At 64.9% G+C, this 21505-nt stretch carries 18 protein-coding genes; 17 read left to right on the top strand and 1 reads right to left on the bottom strand.

What is annotated here, in order from left to right; translation table 11 throughout:
- Window positions 1–167 precede the first annotated feature (167 nt).
- From dnaE to fabZ, 13 genes are all read left to right on the top strand, one after another.
- Complete coding sequence (gene dnaE, locus JQ604_RS31885; protein ID WP_212364676.1) at window positions 168–3686, top strand: DNA polymerase III subunit alpha; 3519 nt, start codon at window positions 168–170, stop codon at window positions 3684–3686.
- A gap of 155 nt (window positions 3687–3841) precedes the next feature.
- Window positions 3842–4294 carry a DUF2846 domain-containing protein gene (locus JQ604_RS31890; RefSeq protein ID WP_249158963.1) on the top strand — a complete coding sequence of 151 codons (453 nt, stop codon included), beginning with the start codon at window positions 3842–3844 and terminating at the stop codon, window positions 4292–4294.
- A 227-nt stretch (window positions 4295–4521) separates the two neighbouring features.
- A complete protein-coding gene (locus JQ604_RS31895; protein WP_212364678.1) occupies window positions 4522–5511 on the top strand; it encodes a 30S ribosomal protein S2 in 990 nt (329 codons plus the stop codon).
- Window positions 5512–5637: 126 nt separating this feature from the next.
- Window positions 5638–6561, top strand: coding sequence for a translation elongation factor Ts (gene tsf, locus JQ604_RS31900; RefSeq protein ID WP_212364679.1), 924 nt, complete (start codon window positions 5638–5640; stop codon window positions 6559–6561).
- A gap of 72 nt (window positions 6562–6633) precedes the next feature.
- Complete coding sequence (gene pyrH, locus JQ604_RS31905; protein ID WP_212364680.1) at window positions 6634–7350, top strand: UMP kinase; 717 nt, start codon at window positions 6634–6636, stop codon at window positions 7348–7350.
- Window positions 7351–7405: 55 nt separating this feature from the next.
- Complete coding sequence (gene frr / locus JQ604_RS31910) at window positions 7406–7969, top strand: ribosome recycling factor (protein ID WP_212364681.1); 564 nt, start codon at window positions 7406–7408, stop codon at window positions 7967–7969.
- Between the two features lie 15 nt (window positions 7970–7984).
- Window positions 7985–8743: an isoprenyl transferase gene (locus JQ604_RS31915; protein WP_212364682.1), complete on the top strand. Its 759-nt coding sequence runs from the start codon at window positions 7985–7987 to the stop codon at window positions 8741–8743.
- Window positions 8740–9603 (top strand): phosphatidate cytidylyltransferase, encoded by an 864-nt coding sequence (locus JQ604_RS31920; protein ID WP_212364683.1) that lies wholly within the window; start codon window positions 8740–8742, stop codon window positions 9601–9603. The genes JQ604_RS31915 and JQ604_RS31920 overlap by 4 nt, the downstream gene beginning before the upstream one ends.
- 4 nt (window positions 9604–9607) lie before the next feature.
- Window positions 9608–10831: a 1-deoxy-D-xylulose-5-phosphate reductoisomerase gene (dxr, locus tag JQ604_RS31925; protein ID WP_212364684.1), complete on the top strand. Its 1224-nt coding sequence runs from the start codon at window positions 9608–9610 to the stop codon at window positions 10829–10831.
- A gap of 43 nt (window positions 10832–10874) precedes the next feature.
- Window positions 10875–12014: an RIP metalloprotease RseP gene (gene rseP, locus JQ604_RS31930; protein WP_212364685.1), complete on the top strand. Its 1140-nt coding sequence runs from the start codon at window positions 10875–10877 to the stop codon at window positions 12012–12014.
- A gap of 185 nt (window positions 12015–12199) precedes the next feature.
- Window positions 12200–14746 (top strand): outer membrane protein assembly factor BamA, encoded by a 2547-nt coding sequence (bamA, locus tag JQ604_RS31935; protein WP_212364686.1) that lies wholly within the window; start codon window positions 12200–12202, stop codon window positions 14744–14746.
- Between the two features lie 32 nt (window positions 14747–14778).
- Window positions 14779–15840: a UDP-3-O-(3-hydroxymyristoyl)glucosamine N-acyltransferase gene (gene lpxD / locus JQ604_RS31940; protein ID WP_212364687.1), complete on the top strand. Its 1062-nt coding sequence runs from the start codon at window positions 14779–14781 to the stop codon at window positions 15838–15840.
- Entirely contained in the window at window positions 15840–16298 is a 459-nt protein-coding gene (gene fabZ, locus JQ604_RS31945; protein ID WP_212364688.1) for a 3-hydroxyacyl-ACP dehydratase FabZ, read from the top strand. The genes lpxD and fabZ overlap by 1 nt, the downstream gene beginning before the upstream one ends.
- An 18-nt stretch (window positions 16299–16316) precedes the next feature.
- On the opposite strand, the gene JQ604_RS31950 is transcribed toward fabZ, so the two are convergent.
- Window positions 16317–16634, bottom strand: a complete 318-nt coding sequence (locus JQ604_RS31950) for a KTSC domain-containing protein (RefSeq protein WP_212364689.1) — start codon at window positions 16632–16634, stop codon at window positions 16317–16319.
- 139 nt (window positions 16635–16773) lie between these two features.
- Between JQ604_RS31950 and lpxA the strand changes: the two genes are divergently transcribed.
- From lpxA to JQ604_RS31970, 4 genes are all read left to right on the top strand, one after another.
- Window positions 16774–17568, top strand: coding sequence for an acyl-ACP--UDP-N-acetylglucosamine O-acyltransferase (lpxA, locus tag JQ604_RS31955; RefSeq protein WP_212364690.1), 795 nt, complete (start codon window positions 16774–16776; stop codon window positions 17566–17568).
- 19 nt (window positions 17569–17587) lie between these two features.
- Window positions 17588–18445, top strand: a complete 858-nt coding sequence (locus JQ604_RS31960) for an LpxI family protein (protein WP_212364760.1) — start codon at window positions 17588–17590, stop codon at window positions 18443–18445.
- Window positions 18445–19632, top strand: coding sequence for a lipid-A-disaccharide synthase (lpxB, locus tag JQ604_RS31965; RefSeq protein ID WP_212364691.1), 1188 nt, complete (start codon window positions 18445–18447; stop codon window positions 19630–19632). Before JQ604_RS31960 ends, lpxB begins: the two co-directional genes overlap by 1 nt.
- A gap of 138 nt (window positions 19633–19770) precedes the next feature.
- The gene (locus tag JQ604_RS31970) at window positions 19771–21501 is read left to right on the top strand and encodes an alpha-keto acid decarboxylase family protein (protein WP_212364692.1); all 1731 of its coding nucleotides are present in this window, start codon (window positions 19771–19773) and stop codon (window positions 21499–21501) included.
- Window positions 21502–21505: the final 4 nt, after the last annotated feature.

The raw sequence follows: 21505 nt of genomic DNA on the forward strand, positions 1-21505 counted from the left end.
GAGAACTGAGCCTTGGGGAAAAGCAGGACGACTGCTGACAGCGCCGCGTTCCGCGTGGACTCCTCAATCCTGAGGCTCCACCATTGGGCGGCGAGTCGGGCCTGACTTTTCGAACGTCAGGGTTGGCGATCGCACCCATCCCTGATGCAAGTGACCTCCAATCAGCCATGTCGAATGCCGGCTTCGTTCATCTTCACGTTCATTCGGCGTATTCGCTGCTGAAGGGTTCCATCAAGATTGCCAAGCTCGGCGAGCTTGCCAAGAAAGACCACCAGCCCGCGCTGGCGCTCACCGACACCGACAACATGTTCGGTGCGCTGGAATTCTCCGACAAGATGGCGGGCTACGGCATCCAGCCGATCGTCGGCTGCGAGCTCGCGATCGATTTCGGTGATGTCGATCCGACCGCGCGCAACGTGCTCGCGAACGGGCCGGCGCGGATGGTGCTGCTGGCGGCGAAGGAGCGCGGCTATCGCAGCCTGATGCGGCTGAACTCGCGCGCGTTCCTGGAGACGCCGGTCAACCAGACGCCGCACATCAAGATCGACTGGCTGAAGGATGATGCCGAGGACCTGATCGCGCTGACCGGCGGGCCGGACGGGCCGATCGCGCTGGCGCTGCAGGCCGACCAGGCGGCGCTCGCGGCGACGCGCTGCGATCGCCTCGCCGAATTGTTCGGCGATCGCCTCTACATCGAGCTGCAGCGTCATGGCGTCGACAAGGAACGCCGCACCGAAGGCGGCCTGATCGACATCGCCTACGCCAAGGGCCTGCCGCTGGTTGCGACCAACGAGCCGTATTTCGCCAGCAACGACGACTATGAGTCGCACGACGCCCTGCTGTGCATCGCCGGAGGCCATCTGATCGCCGAGACCGACCGCACGCAGCTGACACCCGATCATCGCTTCAAGACCCGCGCCGAGATGGCCGTGCTGTTCGCCGACATTCCGGAAGCGCTGGCCTCGACGGTCGAGATCGCCGAACGCTGCTCGTTCCGGCCGCGGACGCGCAAGCCGATCCTGCCGTTCTTCACCGTCGGCGCCGCAGGCAGCTCGGACGCCGCCGCGGTCGAGGCCGCCGAGCTGAAGCGCCAGGCGGAGGAGGGGCTCGCCAACCGTCTGCGCGTGCACGGCCTATCGCCGCAGACGACGGAAGAGGACTACAACAAGCGCCTGGCGTTCGAGCTCGACGTCATCATGCGCATGAAATACGCGGGCTACTTCCTGATCGTGTCCGACTTCATCAAATGGGCGAAGTCGCAGGGCATTCCGGTCGGACCGGGCCGCGGCTCGGGCGCAGGCTCGCTGGTGGCCTGGGCGCTGACCATCACCGACCTCGATCCGATCCGCTTCGGCTTGCTGTTCGAGCGCTTCCTCAATCCCGAGCGTGTCTCGATGCCGGACTTCGACATCGACTTCTGCCAGGACCGCCGCGGCGAGGTGATCCAGTATGTGCAGCAGCGCTACGGCCGCGATCAGGTGGCGCAGATCATCACCTTTGGTACACTGCAGGCCCGCGGCGTGCTGCGCGACGTCGGTCGCGTGCTGCAGATGCCCTATGGCCAGGTCGACAAGCTGACCAAACTCGTGCCGCAGAATCCGGCCGCACCGGTGACCCTGGCGCAGGCGATCGAGGGCGAGCCGAAGCTGCAGGCGTTCCGTGACGAGGATCCGGTGGTGGCGCGCGCCTTCGACATCGCGCAGCGCCTGGAAGGCCTGACCCGCCACGCCTCGACGCATGCGGCCGGCATCGTGATCGGCGATCGTCCGCTCAGCGAGCTGGTGCCGCTCTATCGCGACCCCAAATCCGACATGCCCGTCACCCAGTTCAACATGAAATGGGTCGAGCCGGCGGGTCTCGTCAAATTCGACTTTCTCGGCCTGAAGACGCTGACCGTGCTCGACGTCGCGGTGAAGCTCTTGAAGCCGCGCGGCATCGACGTCGATCTGGCGACGCTGCCGATCGACGATGCGCCGAGCTATGCGATGCTGGCGCGAGGCGAGGTGGTCGGCGTGTTCCAGGTGGAAAGCCAGGGCATGCGGCGCGCGCTGGTCGACATGCGTCCCGACCGTTTCGAGGACATCATCGCGCTGGTGGCGCTGTATCGTCCGGGCCCGATGGCCAACATCCCGACCTATTGCGCGCGCAAGCACGGCGACGAGGAGCCGGAATATCTGCATCCGGTGCTGGAGCCGATCCTGAAGGAGACGTTCGGCGTCATCATCTATCAGGAACAGGTGATGCAGATCGCGCAGGTGATGTCGGGCTATTCGCTCGGCGACGCCGACCTGTTGCGCCGCGCGATGGGCAAGAAGATCCGCGCCGAGATGGACAAGCAGCGCGACATCTTCGTCGCCGGTGCGGTGAAGAACGGCGTGCCGAAGGGGCAGGCCGAGACCATCTTCGAGCTGCTGGCAAAGTTCGCCGACTACGGCTTCAACAAGAGCCATGCGGCGGCCTACGCGCTGGTGTCCTACCACACCGCCTACATGAAGGCGCATTATCCCGTGGAGTTTCTGGCGGCGTCGATGACGCTCGAGCTCAACAACACGGACAAGCTGTCGGAATTCCGTTCCGAGGCGCAGCGGCTCGGCATCAAGGTCGAGGCGCCCAACATCAACCGTTCCGGTGCGACCTTCGAGGTCGGCGAGAAGACCATCTATTACGCGCTCGCCGCGCTGAAGGGCGTCGGCATCCAGGCCATCGAGCAGATCATCGAGGAGCGCAACAAAAAGGGCGCTTTCACCTCGCTGGCCGATTTCGCTGCGCGCGTCAGCCCGCGCGCGATCAACAAGCGCATCATCGAAAGCCTCGCCGCCGCCGGCGCCTTCGACACGCTCGAGCCGAACCGCGCGCGTGTGTTCGCCGGCGCGGATGCGATCCTGGCCGCCTCGCAGCGCAGCCATGAGGCGGCAACCTCGGGCCAGAACGACATGTTCGGCAGCGCGCCGGATGCGCCGAGCATCATGCTGCCGCAGGTCGAGCCGTGGCTGCCGGCCGACCGGCTGCGCCGAGAGTATGACGCGATCGGATTCTTCCTGTCCGGCCATCCGCTCGACGATTACGCGACCGCCCTGAAGCGGCTGCGCGTGCAGTCCTGGGCGGAGTTCTCGCGCGCGGTGAAGACCGGCGCGACCGCAGGCAAGGTGGCGGCCACCGTGGTGTCGCGCATGGAGCGGCGCACCAAGACCGGCAACAAGATGGGCATCATGGGGCTCTCCGATCCGACCGGCCATTTCGAGGCGGTGCTGTTCTCCGAAGGGCTTGCGCAATACCGCGATGTGCTCGAGCCGGGCGCAGCCGTGCTGCTGCAGCTTGGCGCCGAGTTGCAGGGCGAGGACGTGCGCGCGCGCGTGCTGCATGCCGAGCCGCTCGACCACGCCGCGGCGAAGACGCAGAAGGGCCTGCGCATCTTCGTGCGCGACACCAAGCCGCTCGACTCGATCGCGCGCCGGCTGAACATGCCGGAGGCGGCAGCGCCCGCGCCTGCGAGCAAGCTGCCTGCGGCCAAGCAGGCCCCAGCGCCGGCACCGCTCGCGGGCTCCGACGGCGACGTGACGCTGGTGATGATGCTCGACCTGCAGACCGAGGTCGAGATGAAGCTGCCCGGCCGCTACAAGGTCTCGCCGCAGATCGCCGGCGCGATCAAGGCGGTTGCCGGCGTCGTGGACGTGCAGACGGTGTAGCGCGCGGTTTCATCCAAAGCCCTATTGCAACCGCACCGTGTTCCTCACTATGCTCGCTCCTGGGCATAGGGGACTGGGCATAAATGTTCTTGCGAAGTGTGGGTGCGTTACTCGTGGCCTTGCTACTTGCTGGCTGCGAGACCGAGCGGCATGGATTGGACTATTCGGAGTTCGTGCGGAAGATCGGGCCGCCGAGCGCCGGAAAGGCACGGATCGTCGTGCTTCGCGAAAAGGGCTACGCCGGGATCGCCGATCAAGGCTGGGACGTGAAGCTGGACGGCGGACCGATGGCCGATCTCAAGACCGGCACCTACGTTTTCCTCGATCGTCCGGCAGGCCAGCATCAGATCTCGGCGACTGCGGCGATGTTCCCGGGGACAAGCCAGGTGGACATTTCCGTCCAATCCGGGCGTACCTATTTCTATCTCGCCAGGCCGAGTGAACGGTCGAAGGTTCTCGGCGGGATGGCCGCGGCCGGTGGGGTCGCCGGCCTGCTGGTGGGCGCGGCGCTGACCTCCAACAACGGCAATCAGGGACCGCTGGACTTCTTTCCCCTGGAGGAAGACTCCGCGCGCATGACGATCACCGAGCTGAAGTTGGCAACCTAGGGCCGGTCAGGGCCGCTCTCGGGCCCAAAAGCAGTGTCTGGACGGGGTTTTGGGGCTGAAAACGTCCCCAAAACCGGCCTTATTTCCTTGCTTCTGGCCCAAATCGCGCTATATAGCGCGCCATCTCACACGGAAACATGGCTCTCAAAGGCCGTCCGGTGGCAACCGGGCCGATCAGGCTCGTTTGCTCACACGTTTCCGGAGGAACCAACCGGAGAATTGAACCTATGTCGCTGCCCGATTTCAATATGCGTCAGCTCCTGGAAGCTGGCGTTCACTTTGGCCACCAGGCCCACCGCTGGAACCCGAAGATGGCGGATTACATCTTCGGCGCCCGCAACAACATCCACATCATCGACCTCGCGCAGACCGTGCCGATGATGCACCGCGCGCTGCAGGCCGTCAGCGACACCGTCGCCAAGGGCGGCCGCATCCTGTTCGTCGGTACCAAGCGCTCGGCGCAGGACGGCGTTGCCGAGGCGGCGAAGCGTTCGGCGCAGTATTTCGTCAACTCGCGCTGGCTCGGCGGTACGCTGACCAACTGGAAGACGATCTCGGGCTCGATCAAGCGCCTGCGTCACCTCGACGAGGTGCTGTCCTCGGGCGAGGCCAACTCCTACACCAAGAAGGAGCGCCTGACGCTGCAGCGCGAGCGCGACAAGCTCGATCGCTCGCTCGGCGGCATCAAGGACATGGGCGGTCTTCCCGACATGATCTTCGTGATCGACACCAACAAGGAAGACATCGCGATCCAGGAAGCCCAGCGGCTCAACATCCCGGTCGCCGCGATCGTCGACACCAACTCGGACCCCAAGGGCATCACCTATGTGGTGCCGGGCAATGACGACGCCGGCCGCGCCATCTCGCTGTATTGCGACCTCGTCGCACGCGCCGCGATCGACGGCATTTCGCGCGCCCAGGGCGATTCCGGCATCGACATCGGTGCGTCGGCGACCCCGGTGCAGGAAGAGCTCCCGGCAGCCGCCACCGGCTTCCAGGGTCTCGCCGGTCCCCGCGGCACCGCCGACAACCTCAAGAAGCTCACCGGCGTGTCCGGTACGATCGAGAAGAAGCTGAACGACCTCGGCATCTTCCACTACTGGCAGCTCGCCGAGCTCGACCACGACACCGCCCACAAGATCGGCGAAGAAGTCGGTCTGCCGAGCCGTGCCGACGCCTGGGTGGCCCAGGCCAAGACGCTCGCCGAAGCGGAATAACGGTTACGCGGTGTGGCCGGGAACTCCCGGCCACCGCTTCTGTTCCAAGACAACGATTTCCCTGTCGCGAACCGGCGGCGTCATCAGGCGCCGCGGTTTCATTTCAGGCAAGAAGGACATTGAACGATGGCAACGATCTCTGCAGCGATGGTCAAGGAGCTCCGCGAGTCGACCGGCGCGGGCATGATGGATTGCAAGGCGGCGCTGACCGAGAACAACGGTGACATGCAGGCCGCCCAGGACTGGCTGCGCAAGAAGGGCCTGTCGAAGGCCGCCAAGAAGTCCGGTCGTGTCGCGGCCGAGGGCCTGATCGGCGCGCTGACCCAGGGCACCAAGGGCGTGCTGGTCGAGGTCAACTCCGAGACCGACTTCGTCGCGCGCAACGAGCAGTTCCAGGGGCTGGTCAAGATGGTCGCCCAGGTCGCGCTGCACAACAAGGCCGACGTCGACGTGATCAAGGCCGTCAAGGTCGGCGACGTCACCGTCGAGGCCGCGATCAATGATGCTATCGCCACTATCGGCGAGAACATGACGCTGCGCCGCGCCGCTTCACTCGAGGTCGGCAAGGGCGTGGTGGGCAGCTACGTCCATAACGCGGTGGTCGAAGGCGCCGGCAAGATCGGCGTGATCGTGGCGCTGGAGTCGGTCGGCAAGGCCGACGAGCTCGCCGTGCTCGCCCGTCAGCTCGCGATGCACGTCGCGGCTGCCAAGCCGCTGGCGCTGGATCCGGCCGGCCTCGATCCGGAGACCGTCAAGCGCGAGAAGGACGTGCTGGCCGACAAGTACCGCCAGCAGGGCAAGCCCGCGAACGTCATCGAGAAGATCGTCGATTCCGGCCTGAAGACCTACTACAAGGAAGTCTGCCTGCTGGATCAGGCCTTCATCCACGACAGCGGCAAGTCCGTTGCCCAGGCGGTGAAGGAAGCTGAGGGTAAGGTCGGCGGGCCGATCAAAATTGCCGGCTTTGTGAACTATGCTCTCGGTGAAGGAATCGAGAAGCAGGAGAGCGACTTCGCCGCCGAAGTCGCCGCCGCCAGCGGCAAGAAGTAATCGCTGACGATCAGCTTCCGGTGCAGAGTACCGGAAGCTTTGCCTGCCGCGGGACAAGGAAGCGATCGCATCATGGCTGAGCCGGTCTATCGTCGCGTGGTGATCAAATTGTCCGGCGAATATCTGGCCGGCAGCCATGGGTTCGGGATCGATCAGCCGACCATCGACCGCGTCGCCGACGATCTGATCGCAGCGCGCCAGCTCGGCGTCGAAGTCGCCGTCGTGATCGGCGGCGGCAATATCGTCCGCGGCGTCGAGGTCTCCTCCCGCGGGGTGTCGCGGCCGACCGGCGACACCATGGGCATGCTCGCCACCGTAATGAACTGCCTCGCGCTCGAAGCGGCAATCGAGCGCAAGGGAACCCCGGCGCGGACGCTGTCGGCGTTCGTGATGCCTGAGATTTCCGAGCTGTTCACCCGCAGTGCAACGCACAAATATCTGGCCGAGGGCCGGATCGTGCTGCTCGGTGGCGGAACCGGTAACCCGTACTTCACGACCGACACCACGGCCGTGCTGCGCGCCGCCGAAATCGGCGCCCAGGTGGTGCTGAAGGCCACCAACGTCGATGGCGTCTACAGTGCCGACCCGAAGAAGGACCCCAAGGCCAAGCGTTTCGACCGCCTGACGCATTCGCAGGCGATCGAGGGCGGCTACAAGGTCATGGATGCGACCGCTTTCGCGCTTGCCCGCGAGACGTCGCTGCCTATCATCGTGTTCTCGATCGCCGAACCGGGGTCGATCGGGGCGATTTTGCGCGGCACCGGCCACGGGACGGTGGTCGCCGGTTGACGCTGGCCGCGCAGGCTTCGCGTCGCCGACAGGTTTCTTGTGAAGGGAGAACGTCATGGCCACGCCTGGTTTTGACATCAATGAATTGAAGCGCCGCATGCAGGGCGCCACCGCATCGCTGAAGCACGAGCTCGGGGGCTTGCGCACCGGCCGCGCCGCGGCCTCGATGCTGGAGCCGGTGCAGGTCGAAGCCTACGGCTCGCATATGCCGCTCAACCAGGTCGCGACCATCAGCGTGCCGGAGCCGCGCCTGCTCTCGGTGCAGGTCTGGGACAAGTCCATGGTCAAGGCGGTGGAGAAGGCGATCGTCGATTCCAATCTCGGCCTGTCGCCGGCGACCGAAGGGCAGGTGCTGCGCCTGCGCATTCCTGAGCTGAACCAGGAGCGCCGCAAGGAACTCGTTAAGGTCGCGCACAAATACGCCGAAGCCGCCAAGGTCGCGGTCCGTCACGTCCGCCGCGACGGGCTCGACATCATCAAGAAGCTCGAGAAGAACCACGAGATCTCCGAGGATGATCAGGAGCGCCTCTCGAACGAGGTGCAGAAGGCGACCGACGGCGTGGTCACCGAGATCGATCAGTTGCTTGCCGCCAAGGAAAAGGAAATCCTGACGGTCTGAGTCGGAAATATCAGGATGTCGAAAGCCGCCGCCCCAGCATCAGACGGACCGGATCGCTCCGGTGCTCCCTTGCATGTGGCTGTTATCATGGACGGCAACGGCCGCTGGGCCGCCGCGCGCGGGCTGCCGCGGGCGGAAGGGCATCGCCGCGGCGTCGAGGCGCTGCGCCGCGTGGTGCGTGCCTCCCATGAGCTCGGCATCCAGTATCTGACGATCTTTTCTTTCAGCTCGGAAAACTGGTCGCGGCCGGCGACCGAGATCGGCGATCTCTTCGGCCTGCTGCGCCGCTTCATCCGCAACGATCTGGCGACGCTGCATCGCGACGGGGTGAGGGTGCGCGTGATCGGCGAGCGCGACGGGCTCGAGCCGGACATCTGCTCGCTGCTGAATGAGGCCGAAGAGCTGACGCGCGGCAACACCAAGCTGACGCTGGTGGTCGCCTTCAACTACGGCTCGCGCGCGGAAATCGCGGCTGCAGCGCGACGTCTCGCGCAGGAGGTGGCCGAGGGCAAGCGCGACGCCAGCTCGATCGACGCCGACGCGCTCGGGCAATATCTCGACGCGCCCGACATTCCCGATCCGGACCTGATCATCCGTACCAGCGGTGAGCAGCGGCTGTCGAACTTCCTGATGTGGCAGGCGGCCTATAGCGAATTGGTGTTCGTGCCGATCCATTGGCCTGACTTCGACAAGGCGGCGCTGGAGGGCGCGATCGCGGAATACGCCAGGCGCGAGCGCCGTTTCGGCGGTCTGGTCGCGAAAACCGGATCGTGACCGAGCGCGAAGCCGCGCCTGCGGCAGCCAGCGAGCCGGCGTCCCGCAACCTGTTGCTGCGCGTCGTCGCAGCCTTGGTGCTGGCGCCCGTCGCAATCGCACTGGCCTATGCCGGTGGTGTCGCCTGGACGTTGTTGGTGACACTGGTGGCGATTGGGCTGTTCGTGGAATGGCTTCTCGTCACCGGGCTCGGGCGCGATTTCAGTGTCGCGCTGCCTGGTGTGATCGCGCTGCTGCTTTCCGGCCAATACCTGGTGACCGGCAACCTTGATGCGGCCATGCGCGTCCTCGCCGTCGGCGTAATTGTCGTGGCGCTGACTTCGGGCGTACTGCGCAACTGGGCTGTTGCGGGATGGGCTGTTGCAGGATTGCTCTATGCGGCGGGGGCTGAGATCGCATCGGTGGTGCTGCGCCTCGATCCGGTAAAGGGCTTCGCCGCGCTGATGTTCGTGTTGCTCATCGTGTGGGTTACCGATATCGGCGGCTACTTCGCGGGTCGCAGCATCGGCGGGCCGAAGCTCTGGGAAAGGGTCAGTCCGAAGAAGACCTGGGCCGGCGCGGCTGGCGGCTTCATTGCCAGTCTGCTTGTTGCCGCCGGCTTTGCCGCCTTCGAGATCGGGACTACCGGACCGCTGTTGCTGCTCGGCGCTGCACTGTCGGTGGTTTCGCAGCTCGGCGATCTCTTCGAATCCGCGGTCAAGCGCCGGTTCGGCGTGAAGGATTCGAGCCAGATCATTCCCGGCCATGGCGGCCTGCTGGATCGCCTGGACGGTTTTGTCGCAGCCGTCGTTGTGGCGGCGATTGTTGGTTTTCTCCGTGGCGGTGCCGATGGCGTCGGCCGCGGTCTTATGGTTTGGTGATCAGATGAGCGCAGTTCCATTGCGTAACAACAAGGCCGCCGCCTCAGACGTGCGCGCCGTCACGGTCCTCGGTGCCACCGGCTCGATCGGCGACAGCACCATGGATCTGCTGCGCGGCGCGCCCGGGCGCTACCGCGTCGAAGCCCTGACCGCCAACAGCAATGTCGAGGGATTGGCCAAGCTCGCCAAGGAGTTCGGCGCGCGCTTTGCGGCGGTGGCCGATCCGGCGCGGCTCGCTGAATTGAAAGATGCGCTGGCGGGGACGCGAATCGAATGCGGCGCCGGCGAGAGCGCGATCATCGAGGCGGCGGCGCGGCCTGCGGACTGGGTGATGGCGGCCGTCAGCGGCGCGGCCGGTTTGAAGCCCGCGCTCGCGGCGGTCGATCGCGGCGCCTCAGTCGCGCTCGCCAACAAGGAGTGCCTGGTCTGCGCCGGCGATTTCTTCATGCAGCGCGCGCAAAAGGCCGGCGCCTGCATCCTGCCGGCGGATTCCGAGCACAATGCGCTGTTCCAGGCGCTGGCCTCGGGCAATCGCGAGGAGCTGGTGCGCGTGATCATCACCGCATCTGGCGGTCCGTTCCGCACCTGGGCGCCTGCCGACATCGAGCAGGCGACGCTGGAACAGGCGTTGAAGCATCCGAACTGGAGCATGGGGCAGAAGATCACGATCGATTCGGCCTCGATGATGAACAAGGGCCTCGAGGTGATCGAGGCGTCCTATCTGTTCGCGCTGACGCCGGACGAGATCGACGTGCTGGTGCATCCGCAGTCGATCATCCACGGCATGGTCGAATTCTCCGACCGCTCGGTGATGGCGCAGCTTGGCGCGCCCGACATGCGAATCCCGATCGCGCATTGCCTTGGCTGGCCCGACCGGATCGTCGGCCCGTCGGCCCGGCTCGATCTCGCCAAGATCGGCCAGCTCACTTTCGAGGCGCCGGATTACCAGCGGTTCCCGGGATTGCGGCTGGCCTATGAGGCGCTGCGGACCGGGCAGGGGGCGACCACCGTCTACAACGCCGCCAATGAGGTTGCCGTCGCCGCCTTCATCGGCGGCAAGATCAAGTTCGGTGCCATCGCCCGGCTGGTCGAGGCGACCATGAACGACTGGGTCCGGGCCGGAAATCTCGCGCCGCTGGAATCGGCGGACGATGCGATTTCCGTTGACCATAATGCGCGAAATAAAGCTGCCGCCCTATTGCCTCAAATTGCCTTAAAGGCATCCTAGAGGGTTGGGGGCGGAGCCATTGGCTCTTGCCGAGGGGAATTTGATGCTCGAATTTTTACTCCATAGTTTCAATACGTTGAGCAATGGGCTCATCGGCACCGTCGTCCCCTTCCTGATCGTCCTGACGGTCGTCGTCTTCTTTCACGAGCTCGGTCACTTCCTGGTCGCGCGCTGGGCCGGCGTGAAGGTGTTGACGTTCTCGCTCGGCTTCGGACCTGAGCTGGCCGGCTTCAATGACCGCCACGGCACCCGCTGGCGGGTATCGGCGATTCCGCTCGGCGGCTACGTGAAGTTCTTCGGCGACGACACCGAAGCCTCGACACCATCCACCGAGACCCTCTCGACGATGACGCAGGAGGAGCGCGCCAGCAGCTTCCATCACAAGAGCGTCGGCAAGCGGGCGGCGATCGTCGCGGCCGGGCCGATCGCAAATTTCATCCTTGGCGCCCTGATCTTCGCAGCCATGGCGCTGTATTTCGGCAAGCCGAGCACGGTTGCGCGGGTCGATGGCGTGCAGGCTGAAAGCGCCGCCTCCGCGGCAGGCTTCAAGGTGGGTGACGTCATCACCGCCATTGATGGAACCGAGATTCAGACCTTCAGCGATATGCAGCGAATCGTTGCTTCAAGTGCCGGATCGGCGCTGGTGTTCCAGGTGAAGCGGGACGGCGCGACGATTTCGGTCAACGCGACGCCGGCTCTCAAGGATGTGAAGGACGCGTTCGGCAATAGTCATCGGGTCGGCGTGCTCGGCATCGAGCACAAGCCCCAGACCGGGGAGGCGGTGAGCACGCCGGTCGGGTTCTTCGAGGCCCTGAAGATCGGGGTCGAGCAGGTCTGGTACATCATCTCCGGCACCTTCAAGTTCCTCGGATCGATCTTCACCGGGACCGGCAGCGCCAAGGAAGTCAGCGGCGTCATTGGCATCGCAAAGCTGTCCGGGCAGGCCGCAAGTGCCGGATTTCAGTTCATCGTAAACCTCTGCGCGATACTGTCGGTCTCGATCGGGCTTCTGAACCTGTTTCCAATCCCGCTGCTCGATGGTGGCCATCTTCTGTTCTACGGGGCGGAAGTCGCGCGCGGCCGGCCGCTCTCGGAGCGGACGCAGGAGGTTGGTTTCCGAATCGGTCTCAGTCTGGTGCTGATGTTGATGGTGTTCGCGACCTACAACGACCTCGTACGTTAGGCGCCATCCCAGAAGCGGGCTTTTTTGTGACGTTGCCGATGGGCAACGTCTTGGGATGAAATTGGAATTGCAGCGCGGTAGATCGTTTGCCCCTAGGGGGAAATTGGCTACAAGCTGGGCAGGTTGGGAATCTGTCGGTTCGTTGGGGAACGGTCCGACATCTAAGAGATAAGGGCGCGTTGCGCATGATGTTTGGAATGCGAGTTCGGGGGGGCTTGTTCGCGACCCTGATCATGTTCGCCGTGCCGGTGGCTGCCACCTTGGCGGCTACGCTTGTGTCTGTGCCGGCGGTCGCCCAGACCGTCGAATCGATCGCGGTTGAGGGGAACCGTCGCGTCGAGATCGAAACCATTCGCTCCTATTTCCGGCCCGGTCCGGGCGGGCGGCTGAGCCAGGCCAACATCGACGACGGCCTCAAGGCCCTGATCGAGACCGGCCTGTTCCAGGACGTGCGAATCGACCAGCGCGGCGGTCGCATCGTCGTGGTCGTGGTCGAGAACCCCGTGATCGGCCGCATCGCCTTCGAGGGCAACAAGAAGGTCAAGGACGAGCAGCTCACCGCTGAAATCCAGTCCAAGCCCCGCGGCACCTTCTCGCGCCCGATGGTGCAGTCGGATGCCCAGCGCATCGCCGAAATCTACCGCCGCTCCGGCCGCTATGACGTGCGCGTCAATCCGCAGATCATCGAGCAGCCGAACAACCGCGTCGACCTCGTGTTCGAGATCTCGGAAGGCGTGAAGACCGGCGTGCGCTCGATCGAGTTCGTCGGCAACGTCGCCTATTCGTCCTACCGCCTGCGCGACGTCATCAAGACCCGCGAATCGAATCTGCTGAGCTTCCTCGGCGGCAACGACGTCTACGATCCCGACCGCGTCGAAGCCGACCGCGACCTGATCCGCCGCTTCTACCTCAAGAACGGCTATGCCGACGTGCAGGTGGTCGCAGCCCTCACCGAATATGATCCGGAGAAGAAGGGCTTCCTGGTCACCTTCAAGATCGAGGAAGGCCAGCAGTACCGCGTCGCCTCCGTCAACTATTCCTCATCGATCGCGACCCTCGATCCGAACGCGCTGAGCTCGTACTCGCGTGTCCGCGTCGGCAATGTCTACAACGCCGAGGCGCTGGAGAAGTCGGTCGAGGAAATGCAGATCGAGGCCTCGCGGCGCGGCTACGCGTTCGCGGTGGTGCGGCCGCGCGGCGACCGGAACTTCGAGGCGCACACGGTCTCGATCACCTTCGCGGTGGACGAGGGCCCGCGCACCTATATCGAGCGCATCAACATCCGCGGCAACACCCGCACCCGCGACTATGTGATCCGCCGCGAGTTCGACATCTCGGAAGGCGACGCCTACAACCGCGCTCTCGTCGACCGCGCCGAGCGCCGCCTGAAGAACCTCGACTTCTTCAAGAGCGTGAAGATCGTCACCGAGCCCGGCTCGTCGAGCGACCGCGTCGTCCTGATCGTCGATCTCGAGGAGAAGTCGACCGGCGACTTCTCGATCTCGGGCGGTTACTCGACCACCGACGGTGCGCTGGCCGAAGTCTCGATCTCCGAACGCAACTTCCTCGGCCGCGGCCTGTTCGCCCGCGCATCGGTCACCTACGGCCAGTATGCGCGCGGCTATTCGCTGTCGTTCGTCGAACCCTATCTGCTCGACTATCGCGTCGCGCTCGGTCTCGACTTCTACCAGCGTCAGCAGCTCGCCAACAGCTACATCTCCTACGGCACCAAGACGCTGGGCTTCAGCCCGCGGCTCGGCTTCCAACTGCGTGAAGACCTCTCGCTGCAGCTGCGCTACTCGATCTATCAGCAGGAAATCACCCTGCCGTCGACGCTGGCCAACTGTAACATGAACACCTCGAACTCTCTGCTGGCGTTCAACCCGTCGCCGGCCTGGGTGAACACGCCTGGCAACGTTGTTCCTGCAGGCGTGACCGATGCCTCGGGCCAGGGCCTGTGGTGCTACAGCGACGGCGAAGCCTCGCTGCCGGTCCGCAAGGAGCTGGCAGGCGGCAGGACGCTGACCTCGGCGCTCGGCTACTCGCTGAACTACAACACGCTCGACAACAACAAGAACCCGACCGACGGCCTCTTGATCGACTTCAAGCAGGACTTCGCGGGTGTCGGCGGCGACGTCAGCTACATCAAGACCGCGATCGATGCGAAGTACTACACGCCGCTGGTGTCGGACATCGTCGGCATCATCCGTGGCCAGGCCGGTATCCTGAATCAGTTCGGCAACTCCGAGCTGCGCATGCTCGACCACTTCCAGATGGGCCCGAACCTGGTCCGCGGCTTCGCGCCGAACGGCATCGGTCCGCGCGACATCAATCCGTACGGCACGCAGGACGCGCTCGGCGGCACCAAGTATTGGGGCGTGTCGGCGGAACTGCAGATGCCGTTCTGGTTCCTGCCGAAGGAAGTCGGACTCAAGGGCGCGATCTACGCCGACGCCGGCGGCTTGTACGATTACAAGGGGCCGACCTCGTGGGCGCAGACGGGCGAAGTCAACGTGCCCGGCTGTATCAAGCCGACCAACAACCCGGCCACCCCGGGAACTTGCCTTGGTCTGCAGTATGACGACAGCAAGGTCATTCGCAGCTCGGTCGGTGTCGGCCTGATCTGGGCCTCGCCGTTCGGTCCGCTGCGCTTCGACTACGCAGTGCCGCTGACCAAGGGCCAGTACGATCGCGTGCAGGAATTCAGGTTTGGCGGCGGAACCACGTTCTAAGGTGGTTGCGCGGCCGGACTGCGACGGATGGAATGGCGCAGCCGATCTTCTTCAAGAGTCCTCCTTCGTCGACGCTGGCTGACATCGCCGCGTTGACGAAGGCGAATTTGGTCGACCCGTCACGGGCCGGTCACAGGATCCGGGGACTGGCCTCGCTCGACGAGGCCGGTCCGATGCATCTGGCCTTCTTCGACAACCTCAAATACGCCGACCAACTCGCGGCCACGAAGGCCGGCGCGTGCCTGGTCAGCCCGCGCTTCGAGGCCCAGGTGCCGAAGGGCGTGGCCGTGCTGCGGGCTGCCAAGCCGTTCCACGCCTTCGTCCAGATCGCCCGGGAATGGCACGGCGACGCGCTGCGGCCGCAAACCTGGTTCGGCACCGAGACCATTGCGCCGAGCGCCATCATCGATCCCTCCGCCCAGCTCGAGGACGGAGTTGTCGTCGATCCCCTGGCCGTGATCGGGCCGCGGGTCGAGATCGGTACCGGCACGGTGATCGGCGCAGGCGCAGTGATCGCCGCCGACGTGAAGATCGGCCGCGACTGCAATGTCGGCGCCAAGACCACGATCCAGTTTGCGCTGATCGGCAACAACGTGCTGATCCATCCCGGCTGCAATATCGGCCAGGACGGCTACGGCTTCATCTTCTTCGGCCCGTCGGGCCATCTGAAGGTGCCGCAGACCGGGCGAGTCGTGATCCAGAACAATGTCGAGGTCGGCGCCGGTTCCACCATCGACCGCGGATCGCTGCGCGACACCGTGATCGGCGAGGGCACCAAAATCGACAATCAGGTCCAGATCGGCCACAATGTGACCATTGGCAGGCACTGCCTGCTCGCGGCCCAGATCGGTCTCGCGGGCAGCCTGACGATCGGCGACAGCGTCGCGCTGGGCGCCAAGGTGGGCATCAACAACCACCTCAAGATCGGCGACGGCGCGCAGGTCACCGCAATGAGCGGGGTCAAGGACGACATCCCGCCCGGCGGTCGCTGGGGCGGTTTCTTTGCGAAGCCGACCAAGCAGTGGTTTCGGGAAATTCTCGCGGTGGAGCGCCTGGTGCGCGACAACGCCGCGAATACGAAGGATGAAGAGTGATGGAGGAGGCCGCGGTCAGGTTCGAGCTCGTGGATATCAACGATATCCTGAAGACGCTCCCGCACCGTTTTCCGATGCTGCTGATCGACCGGGTCGTCAAGATCCGCACCGATTACAGCGGCATCGGCATCAAGAACGTCACCTTCAACGAGCCGGCGTTCCAGGGACATTTCCCGGAGCGGCCGGTCTACCCCGGCGTGATGATGATCGAGGCGATGGCGCAGACCGCCGGCGTGATCGGCATCAAGTCGGTCGAGGGCACCGAGAAGCCGCGTGCGGTGTATTTCCTCACCATCGACAAATGCAAGTTCAGGAAGCCGGTGCTGCCCGGCGACACCATCGAGTATCACATGCGCTCGCTCGGTCGTCGCAAGGCGATGTGGTGGTTTCACGGCGACGCCAAGGTCAACGGCCAGGTCGTCGCCGAGGCCGATGTCGGCGCCATGCTGACGGACTGAACTGCAGCCTGTTGCGCGCTACGCCGGGCAGGCGTAGCGGCCGTCGGCGCCCGCGATCCGCAAGGTGCGATTGACGAACAGGCCCATCGATGGCGCATTCATCAGCGCATCGTAGGTCTCATTTGGCACGCTGCAATAGTGCTGGTAGGCGCCTCTGACAGCGACGAGCAAGGTGCGCCGGGCGGCGTCGTAGCAGACGCGCTGGACCATGCTGCTGCGGTTGATGTCGCAGCACGCGAAGGTCGCGAGGTCGACGCTCGCATTGCCGATCTCGATCGTCTCCGAACTGATCGGCGCGGCAAGCAGCTGGTAGATCAGCGCGACGGCCCGGACCATGGATGCCCTGTTTGGGATGCCCCTGTTTGCAACAGGCCGTCATGATACGTCACTGGACAGGCCGGGCATAGGCACGCTAACCACCGGCAAATGCGACGCTTTGGCGCTCTCGCGCTGTTAACTTTTGGATGTCCCCGAGATGAGCAAGATCGATCCCACCGCGCGGATTGCCGATGGCGCCGTGATCGGCGCGGGCACCGAGATCGGTCCGTACTGCATCATCGGGCCCGACGTCGTGATCGGCGAGAACTGCAAGCTGATCGCGCATGTCCACATCACCGCGCAGACCACGATCGGTGACGGCTGCATCATCTATCCCTTCGTCTCGCTCGGCACGCCGCCGCAGAGCTTGAGCTATCGCGGTGAACTCACGCGGCTCGAGATCGGCAAGGGCTGCACGATCCGCGAATCCGTCACCATGAACGCCGGCACGGTTGCCGGCGGCGGCGTGACACGGGTCGGTGACCGCGGTTACTTCATGAACTGCGCCCATGTCGGCCACGACTGCCAGGTCGGCAATGATGTGATCTTCGCGACGTCGGCGACGCTCGGCGGCCACTGCGAGATCGGCGATTTCGTCTTCATCGGCGGGCTGTCGGCGGTGCACCAGTTCACGCGGATCGGCCCGCAAGTCATGGTGGGCGGCGTCTGCGGCGTGCGTGGAGACGTCATCCCGTTCGGTCTCGTCAACGGGCAATATGCCGTCCTCGAAGGCCTCAACATCATCGGCATGAAGCGCCGGCAGTTCACCAAGCAGCGCCTCGCCACCGTGCGATCATTCTACCAACAGCTTTTCCATGGTCCCGGCATCTTTGCCGAGCGGCTCGCTTCCGTGCAGCCGTTGGCGGGGGAGGATCCGGCGATCGCCGAGATCCTGGCCTTCATCGATGGCGGCAAGCACCGCGCGCTCTGCCTTCCCGCCGACGGCAATTGATGATGCGATGGCCGCCAGCATGACGTCAGCGGCATCCGAAATCGTTTCACCGGTCGGCGTGATCGCTGGCGGCGGCGCGATGCCGTTCGCGGTGGCGGACTCGCTTGCGGCTCGCGGCATTACGCCGGTGCTGTTCGCGCTGCGCGGCGCCTGCGATCCCGCGCGCGCCGAACGCTTTCGCCATCGCTGGATCTCGGTCGGCCAGGTCGGCCGCGCCACGCAATTGTTTCGCGAGGAGGGCTGCCGCGACCTGATCTTCATCGGCACGCTGGTGCGTCCGGCGCTGTCGGAGATCCGCATCGACTGGGGCACGCTCAGAGTTCTCGGACGCATCATGCGGTCGTTTCGCGGCGGTGACGATCATCTGCTGTCCGGCATCGGCAAGATCTTCGAGCAGCAGGGCTTTCGCATGGTCGGGATCAAGGACGTCGCGCCCGACCTGTTGATGCCGGAAGGCGCAATCACCCGCGCCGTGCCGAAGGGGCCGGCCGTTGCCGACATCGCGCGGGGGCGGGCGGTGCTCGCAGCTCTCGGCCCGTTCGACATTGGTCAGGCCGCGGTCGTGATCGACGGCCACGTCGTGGCGGTCGAGGACATTGAGGGCACCGACGGACTGCTCGCCCGCGTCGCAAAGCTCCGTGCGGACGGCCGGATTCGTGCCAGCGGCGGCCGCGGCGTGCTGGTGAAGGCGCCCAAGAGTGGCCAGGATCTGCGCTTCGACCTGCCGACCATCGGCGCGCGCACCGTCGAGGGCGCGGCTAAAGCCGAACTTGCCGGCATCGCCGTGATCGCCGGCAACACGATCGCGGCCGAGCCGCAGGCCATGATCGAGGCCGCCGACAAGGCCGGCCTGTTCATCCAGGGGCTGCCGGCGTGATGGCGCCGCGTCCCACCGCTACGTCAGGGCGGAAGATCTTTCTGATCGCGACGGAAGAGTCCGGCGACCGGCTCGGCGCCAATCTGATGAAGGTGCTGCGCCAGCGCCTTGGCGATGCCGTCCGCTTCGAGGGCGTCGGCGGCCGGGCGATGGCGCAGGAAGGGCTGGCCTCGCTGTTTCCGATCGAGGAGCTCTCGATCATCGGCCTTGCCGCCGTCGTCAAGCAATTGCCAAAGATCCTGCGGCTGATCCGCGCGACCTCGGACGCCGTGATCTCGGCCAGGCCCGACATCCTCGTCATCATCGACAGCCCCGACTTCACCCATCGCGTGGCGCGGCGCGTCCGTAGCCTCGATCCAAATATCCCCGTTGTCGACTACGTCTCGCCGTCGGTGTGGGCGTGGCGGCCGGGCAGGGCGCGCGCGATGCTCGGCTATGTCGATCACGTGCTGGCGCTGCTGCCGTTCGAGCCGGAGGCCTACGAGCGGCTGAAGGGTCCGCCCTGCAGCTATGTCGGCCATCCCCTGACCGAGCAATTGGCCTCGCTGCGCCCATCGGCAACCGAGCAGGCGCGGCGGGACGCGTCTCCGCCGGTGCTGCTGGTCCTGCCGGGCAGCCGCCGCAGCGAGATCCGCCATCACATGGCGGTGTTCGGCGGGACGCTGGGCAGGCTCCGCGACGAGGGGACGTCGTTCGAGGCCGTGCTGCCGACCATGCCGCATCTCGAAGCCGCGGTCGCGGAGGGGCTGAGGGACTGGCCGGTACAGCCGCGCGTCGTGATCGGCGAGCAGGAGAAGCGCGCCGCGTTCCGCAGCGCGCATGCCGCGCTCGCCAAGTCGGGAACGGTGACGCTGGAACTGGCATTGGCCGGCGTGCCAATGGTGACGGCCTATCGCACCGGCGCGATCGAAGCGGCGATCCTGCGCCGCGCCATCAAGGTCAATTCGGTGATCCTCGCCAATCTCGTGATCGGCGACAACGTCATCCCGGAGTATTTGCAGGAGGACTGCACGCCGGAGAAGCTCGCGGCCGCCTTGCGAGATCTGCTCGGCGCCTCCGACCTGCGCCGGCGTCAGCTTGAGGCCTTCGCGACAATCGACGGCGTCATGTCGACCGGCAACCAATCGCCCTCTGGCCGGTCCGCGGAGATCGTGCTGGCCACGATGCGGAAGTCGCGGGACGCATAGCCGACAACGCGCCGACCGCGTCACTCTGCCACGTAAAGATGGCGTGAACACCGTGAGGTTGCATCAATTATAGATTGTACATTGCCACGACACTTTATAAGGTTGAGTCGTTGATGCCGATGCACGTCGCGGGGCGCAATGACAAACCAGCCATCCACAATCCAGCCATTCACGGTTGCCGACTATCTTCTCACCCGATTGAAACAGCTTGATGTCACCGAGGTCTTTCAGATCCCCGGTGATTATGTGAAGCATTTTACTCAAGCGCTGGAGCATTTCCCCGGCATCAATGCCATCGGCGCCATCAACGAGCTGGACGCCGCCTATGCCGCCGACGCCTATGGCCGCACGCGGGGGCTCGCCGCGGTCTCGCTGCAGTATGGCGTCTCCACCTTCAGCGCGCTCAACGCGATCGCCGGCGCCTATGTCGAATTCTCGCCGATCGTGGTGATCAGCGCGACGCCGGGTGCGGATGCCCGGCAGATCGGCAAGATGTATGACGTGCTGTACCACCACTCGACCGGCAATCTGCGGGCCGACCAGGAGGTCTTCCGGCAGGTCACGGTGGCGGCGGAGACGCTCTCCACCTCGGTCGGCGCGGCCGAGAAGATCGACAATCTGCTGATTGCGGCGATCACCTACAAGCGGCCGGTCTACATCGAGTGCTACAAGGAAGTCTGGGGCGAGCCCTGTCCGCGGCCGTCCCACGACAAGCTGCACCCGCTCAAATTCACCAGCGAGCCATTGGCGCTGGAGAACGCGGTGGATGCGGCCTGGGTCCAGATCACGACCGCGAAAAATCCCATGATCTTCGCCGGTGTCGAGGTGCTGCGTCACGGCCTGTCCGATCTGCTGCAAGAGATCATCGACGCCAGCGGCTTCCTCTACACCACCACGACGCTCGGCAAGACGGTGCTGGACGAGAAGGGCCCGAAATTCATCGGCACCTATTCCGACGCGGCCTCGATCGAGAGCGTGCATGATCTCGTTGCCGAGGCGGACTGCTTCCTGACGCTCGGCGCCATCATCACCGACGACTATCTCTGGTTCATCGAGAACAAGTACGCCGACATGGTGCTCGCAACCACCACGCAGATCCGCGTCGGCTATTTCATCTTCGACGGCGTGACCATGAAGGATTTCATGGAAGCCTTGCTCAAGCGCTTCAAGTCGACCAAGGGCTATCCGCTGTCCGCCGTCGCGCCGCCGCAGCCGGCCTATCCGGAGCCGTGGGCTTCCAATTCCGATCCGCAGTGGAACGACAAGCCGGAGATCATCACCTACAACCGTTTCTTCCAGCATTCGATGAAGTTCCTGCAGGATCACAAGATGCTGGATCAGATCGTGATGACCTACGGCGTCAGTTCGGCGCTGTATGTGGCGACCAATGCCTACGGCCTGTCCAAGGGCAGTTTCATCGGATCGGCGGCGTGGCAGTGCATCGGCTTCGAGACCGGTGCAGCTTCCGGCGCGCAGTTCGGCAGCGGCAAGCGCGCCTGGACCATCGCCGGCGACGGCGGCTTCATGATGGTCTGTCAGTCGCTGTCGACACTGGCGCGCAACAAGCTCAACGCCGTGATCTTCGTGATGAGCAACGCGGTCTACGCGATCGAGCAGGTCTATGTCGACATCACCGCGTTCGAGCCGGGCCCTGAGCACAAGTTCGATACGTTCGATATCCTGCCGAAATGGGACTATCTGGCGCTGGCCAAGGCCTTCGGCGCCAAGGGCTACCGCGTGACGACGATCAGCGAGCTGAACGCGGTGCTGCATGAGCTCAAGACGACGACCCACCAGCCTTCGCTGGTCGAGGTCGTCATCCCCGAGAAGGACTTGCCCCGGCAGATGCTCCGGCTGGGCGTGGAGTAGCAAT

Origin of the sequence: Bradyrhizobium jicamae, from assembly GCF_018130695.1 — a bacterium.
GTDB lineage: Bacteria > Pseudomonadota > Alphaproteobacteria > Rhizobiales > Xanthobacteraceae > Bradyrhizobium > Bradyrhizobium jicamae_B.

What these genes read in the sequence shown, in the direction of transcription:
- dnaE (WP_212364676.1), top strand. Translation starts at nt 168, where the DNA reads ATGTCGAATGCCGGCTTCGTTCATCTTCACGTTCATTCGGCGTATTCG.
- JQ604_RS31895 (WP_212364678.1), top strand. Translation starts at nt 4,522, where the DNA reads ATGTCGCTGCCCGATTTCAATATGCGTCAGCTCCTGGAAGCTGGCGTT.
- tsf (WP_212364679.1), top strand. Translation starts at nt 5,638, where the DNA reads ATGGCAACGATCTCTGCAGCGATGGTCAAGGAGCTCCGCGAGTCGACC.
- pyrH (WP_212364680.1), top strand. Translation starts at nt 6,634, where the DNA reads ATGGCTGAGCCGGTCTATCGTCGCGTGGTGATCAAATTGTCCGGCGAA.
- frr (WP_212364681.1), top strand. Translation starts at nt 7,406, where the DNA reads ATGGCCACGCCTGGTTTTGACATCAATGAATTGAAGCGCCGCATGCAG.
- JQ604_RS31915 (WP_212364682.1), top strand. Translation starts at nt 7,985, where the DNA reads ATGTCGAAAGCCGCCGCCCCAGCATCAGACGGACCGGATCGCTCCGGT.
- dxr (WP_212364684.1), top strand. Translation starts at nt 9,608, where the DNA reads ATGAGCGCAGTTCCATTGCGTAACAACAAGGCCGCCGCCTCAGACGTG.
- rseP (WP_212364685.1), top strand. Translation starts at nt 10,875, where the DNA reads ATGCTCGAATTTTTACTCCATAGTTTCAATACGTTGAGCAATGGGCTC.
- bamA (WP_212364686.1), top strand. Translation starts at nt 12,200, where the DNA reads ATGATGTTTGGAATGCGAGTTCGGGGGGGCTTGTTCGCGACCCTGATC.
- lpxD (WP_212364687.1), top strand. Translation starts at nt 14,779, where the DNA reads ATGGCGCAGCCGATCTTCTTCAAGAGTCCTCCTTCGTCGACGCTGGCT.
- fabZ (WP_212364688.1), top strand. Translation starts at nt 15,840, where the DNA reads ATGGAGGAGGCCGCGGTCAGGTTCGAGCTCGTGGATATCAACGATATC.
- JQ604_RS31950 (WP_212364689.1), bottom strand. Translation starts at nt 16,634, where the DNA reads ATGGTCCGGGCCGTCGCGCTGATCTACCAGCTGCTTGCCGCGCCGATC.
- lpxA (WP_212364690.1), top strand. Translation starts at nt 16,774, where the DNA reads ATGAGCAAGATCGATCCCACCGCGCGGATTGCCGATGGCGCCGTGATC.
- JQ604_RS31960 (WP_212364760.1), top strand. Translation starts at nt 17,588, where the DNA reads ATGACGTCAGCGGCATCCGAAATCGTTTCACCGGTCGGCGTGATCGCT.
- lpxB (WP_212364691.1), top strand. Translation starts at nt 18,445, where the DNA reads ATGGCGCCGCGTCCCACCGCTACGTCAGGGCGGAAGATCTTTCTGATC.
- JQ604_RS31970 (WP_212364692.1), top strand. Translation starts at nt 19,771, where the DNA reads ATGACAAACCAGCCATCCACAATCCAGCCATTCACGGTTGCCGACTAT.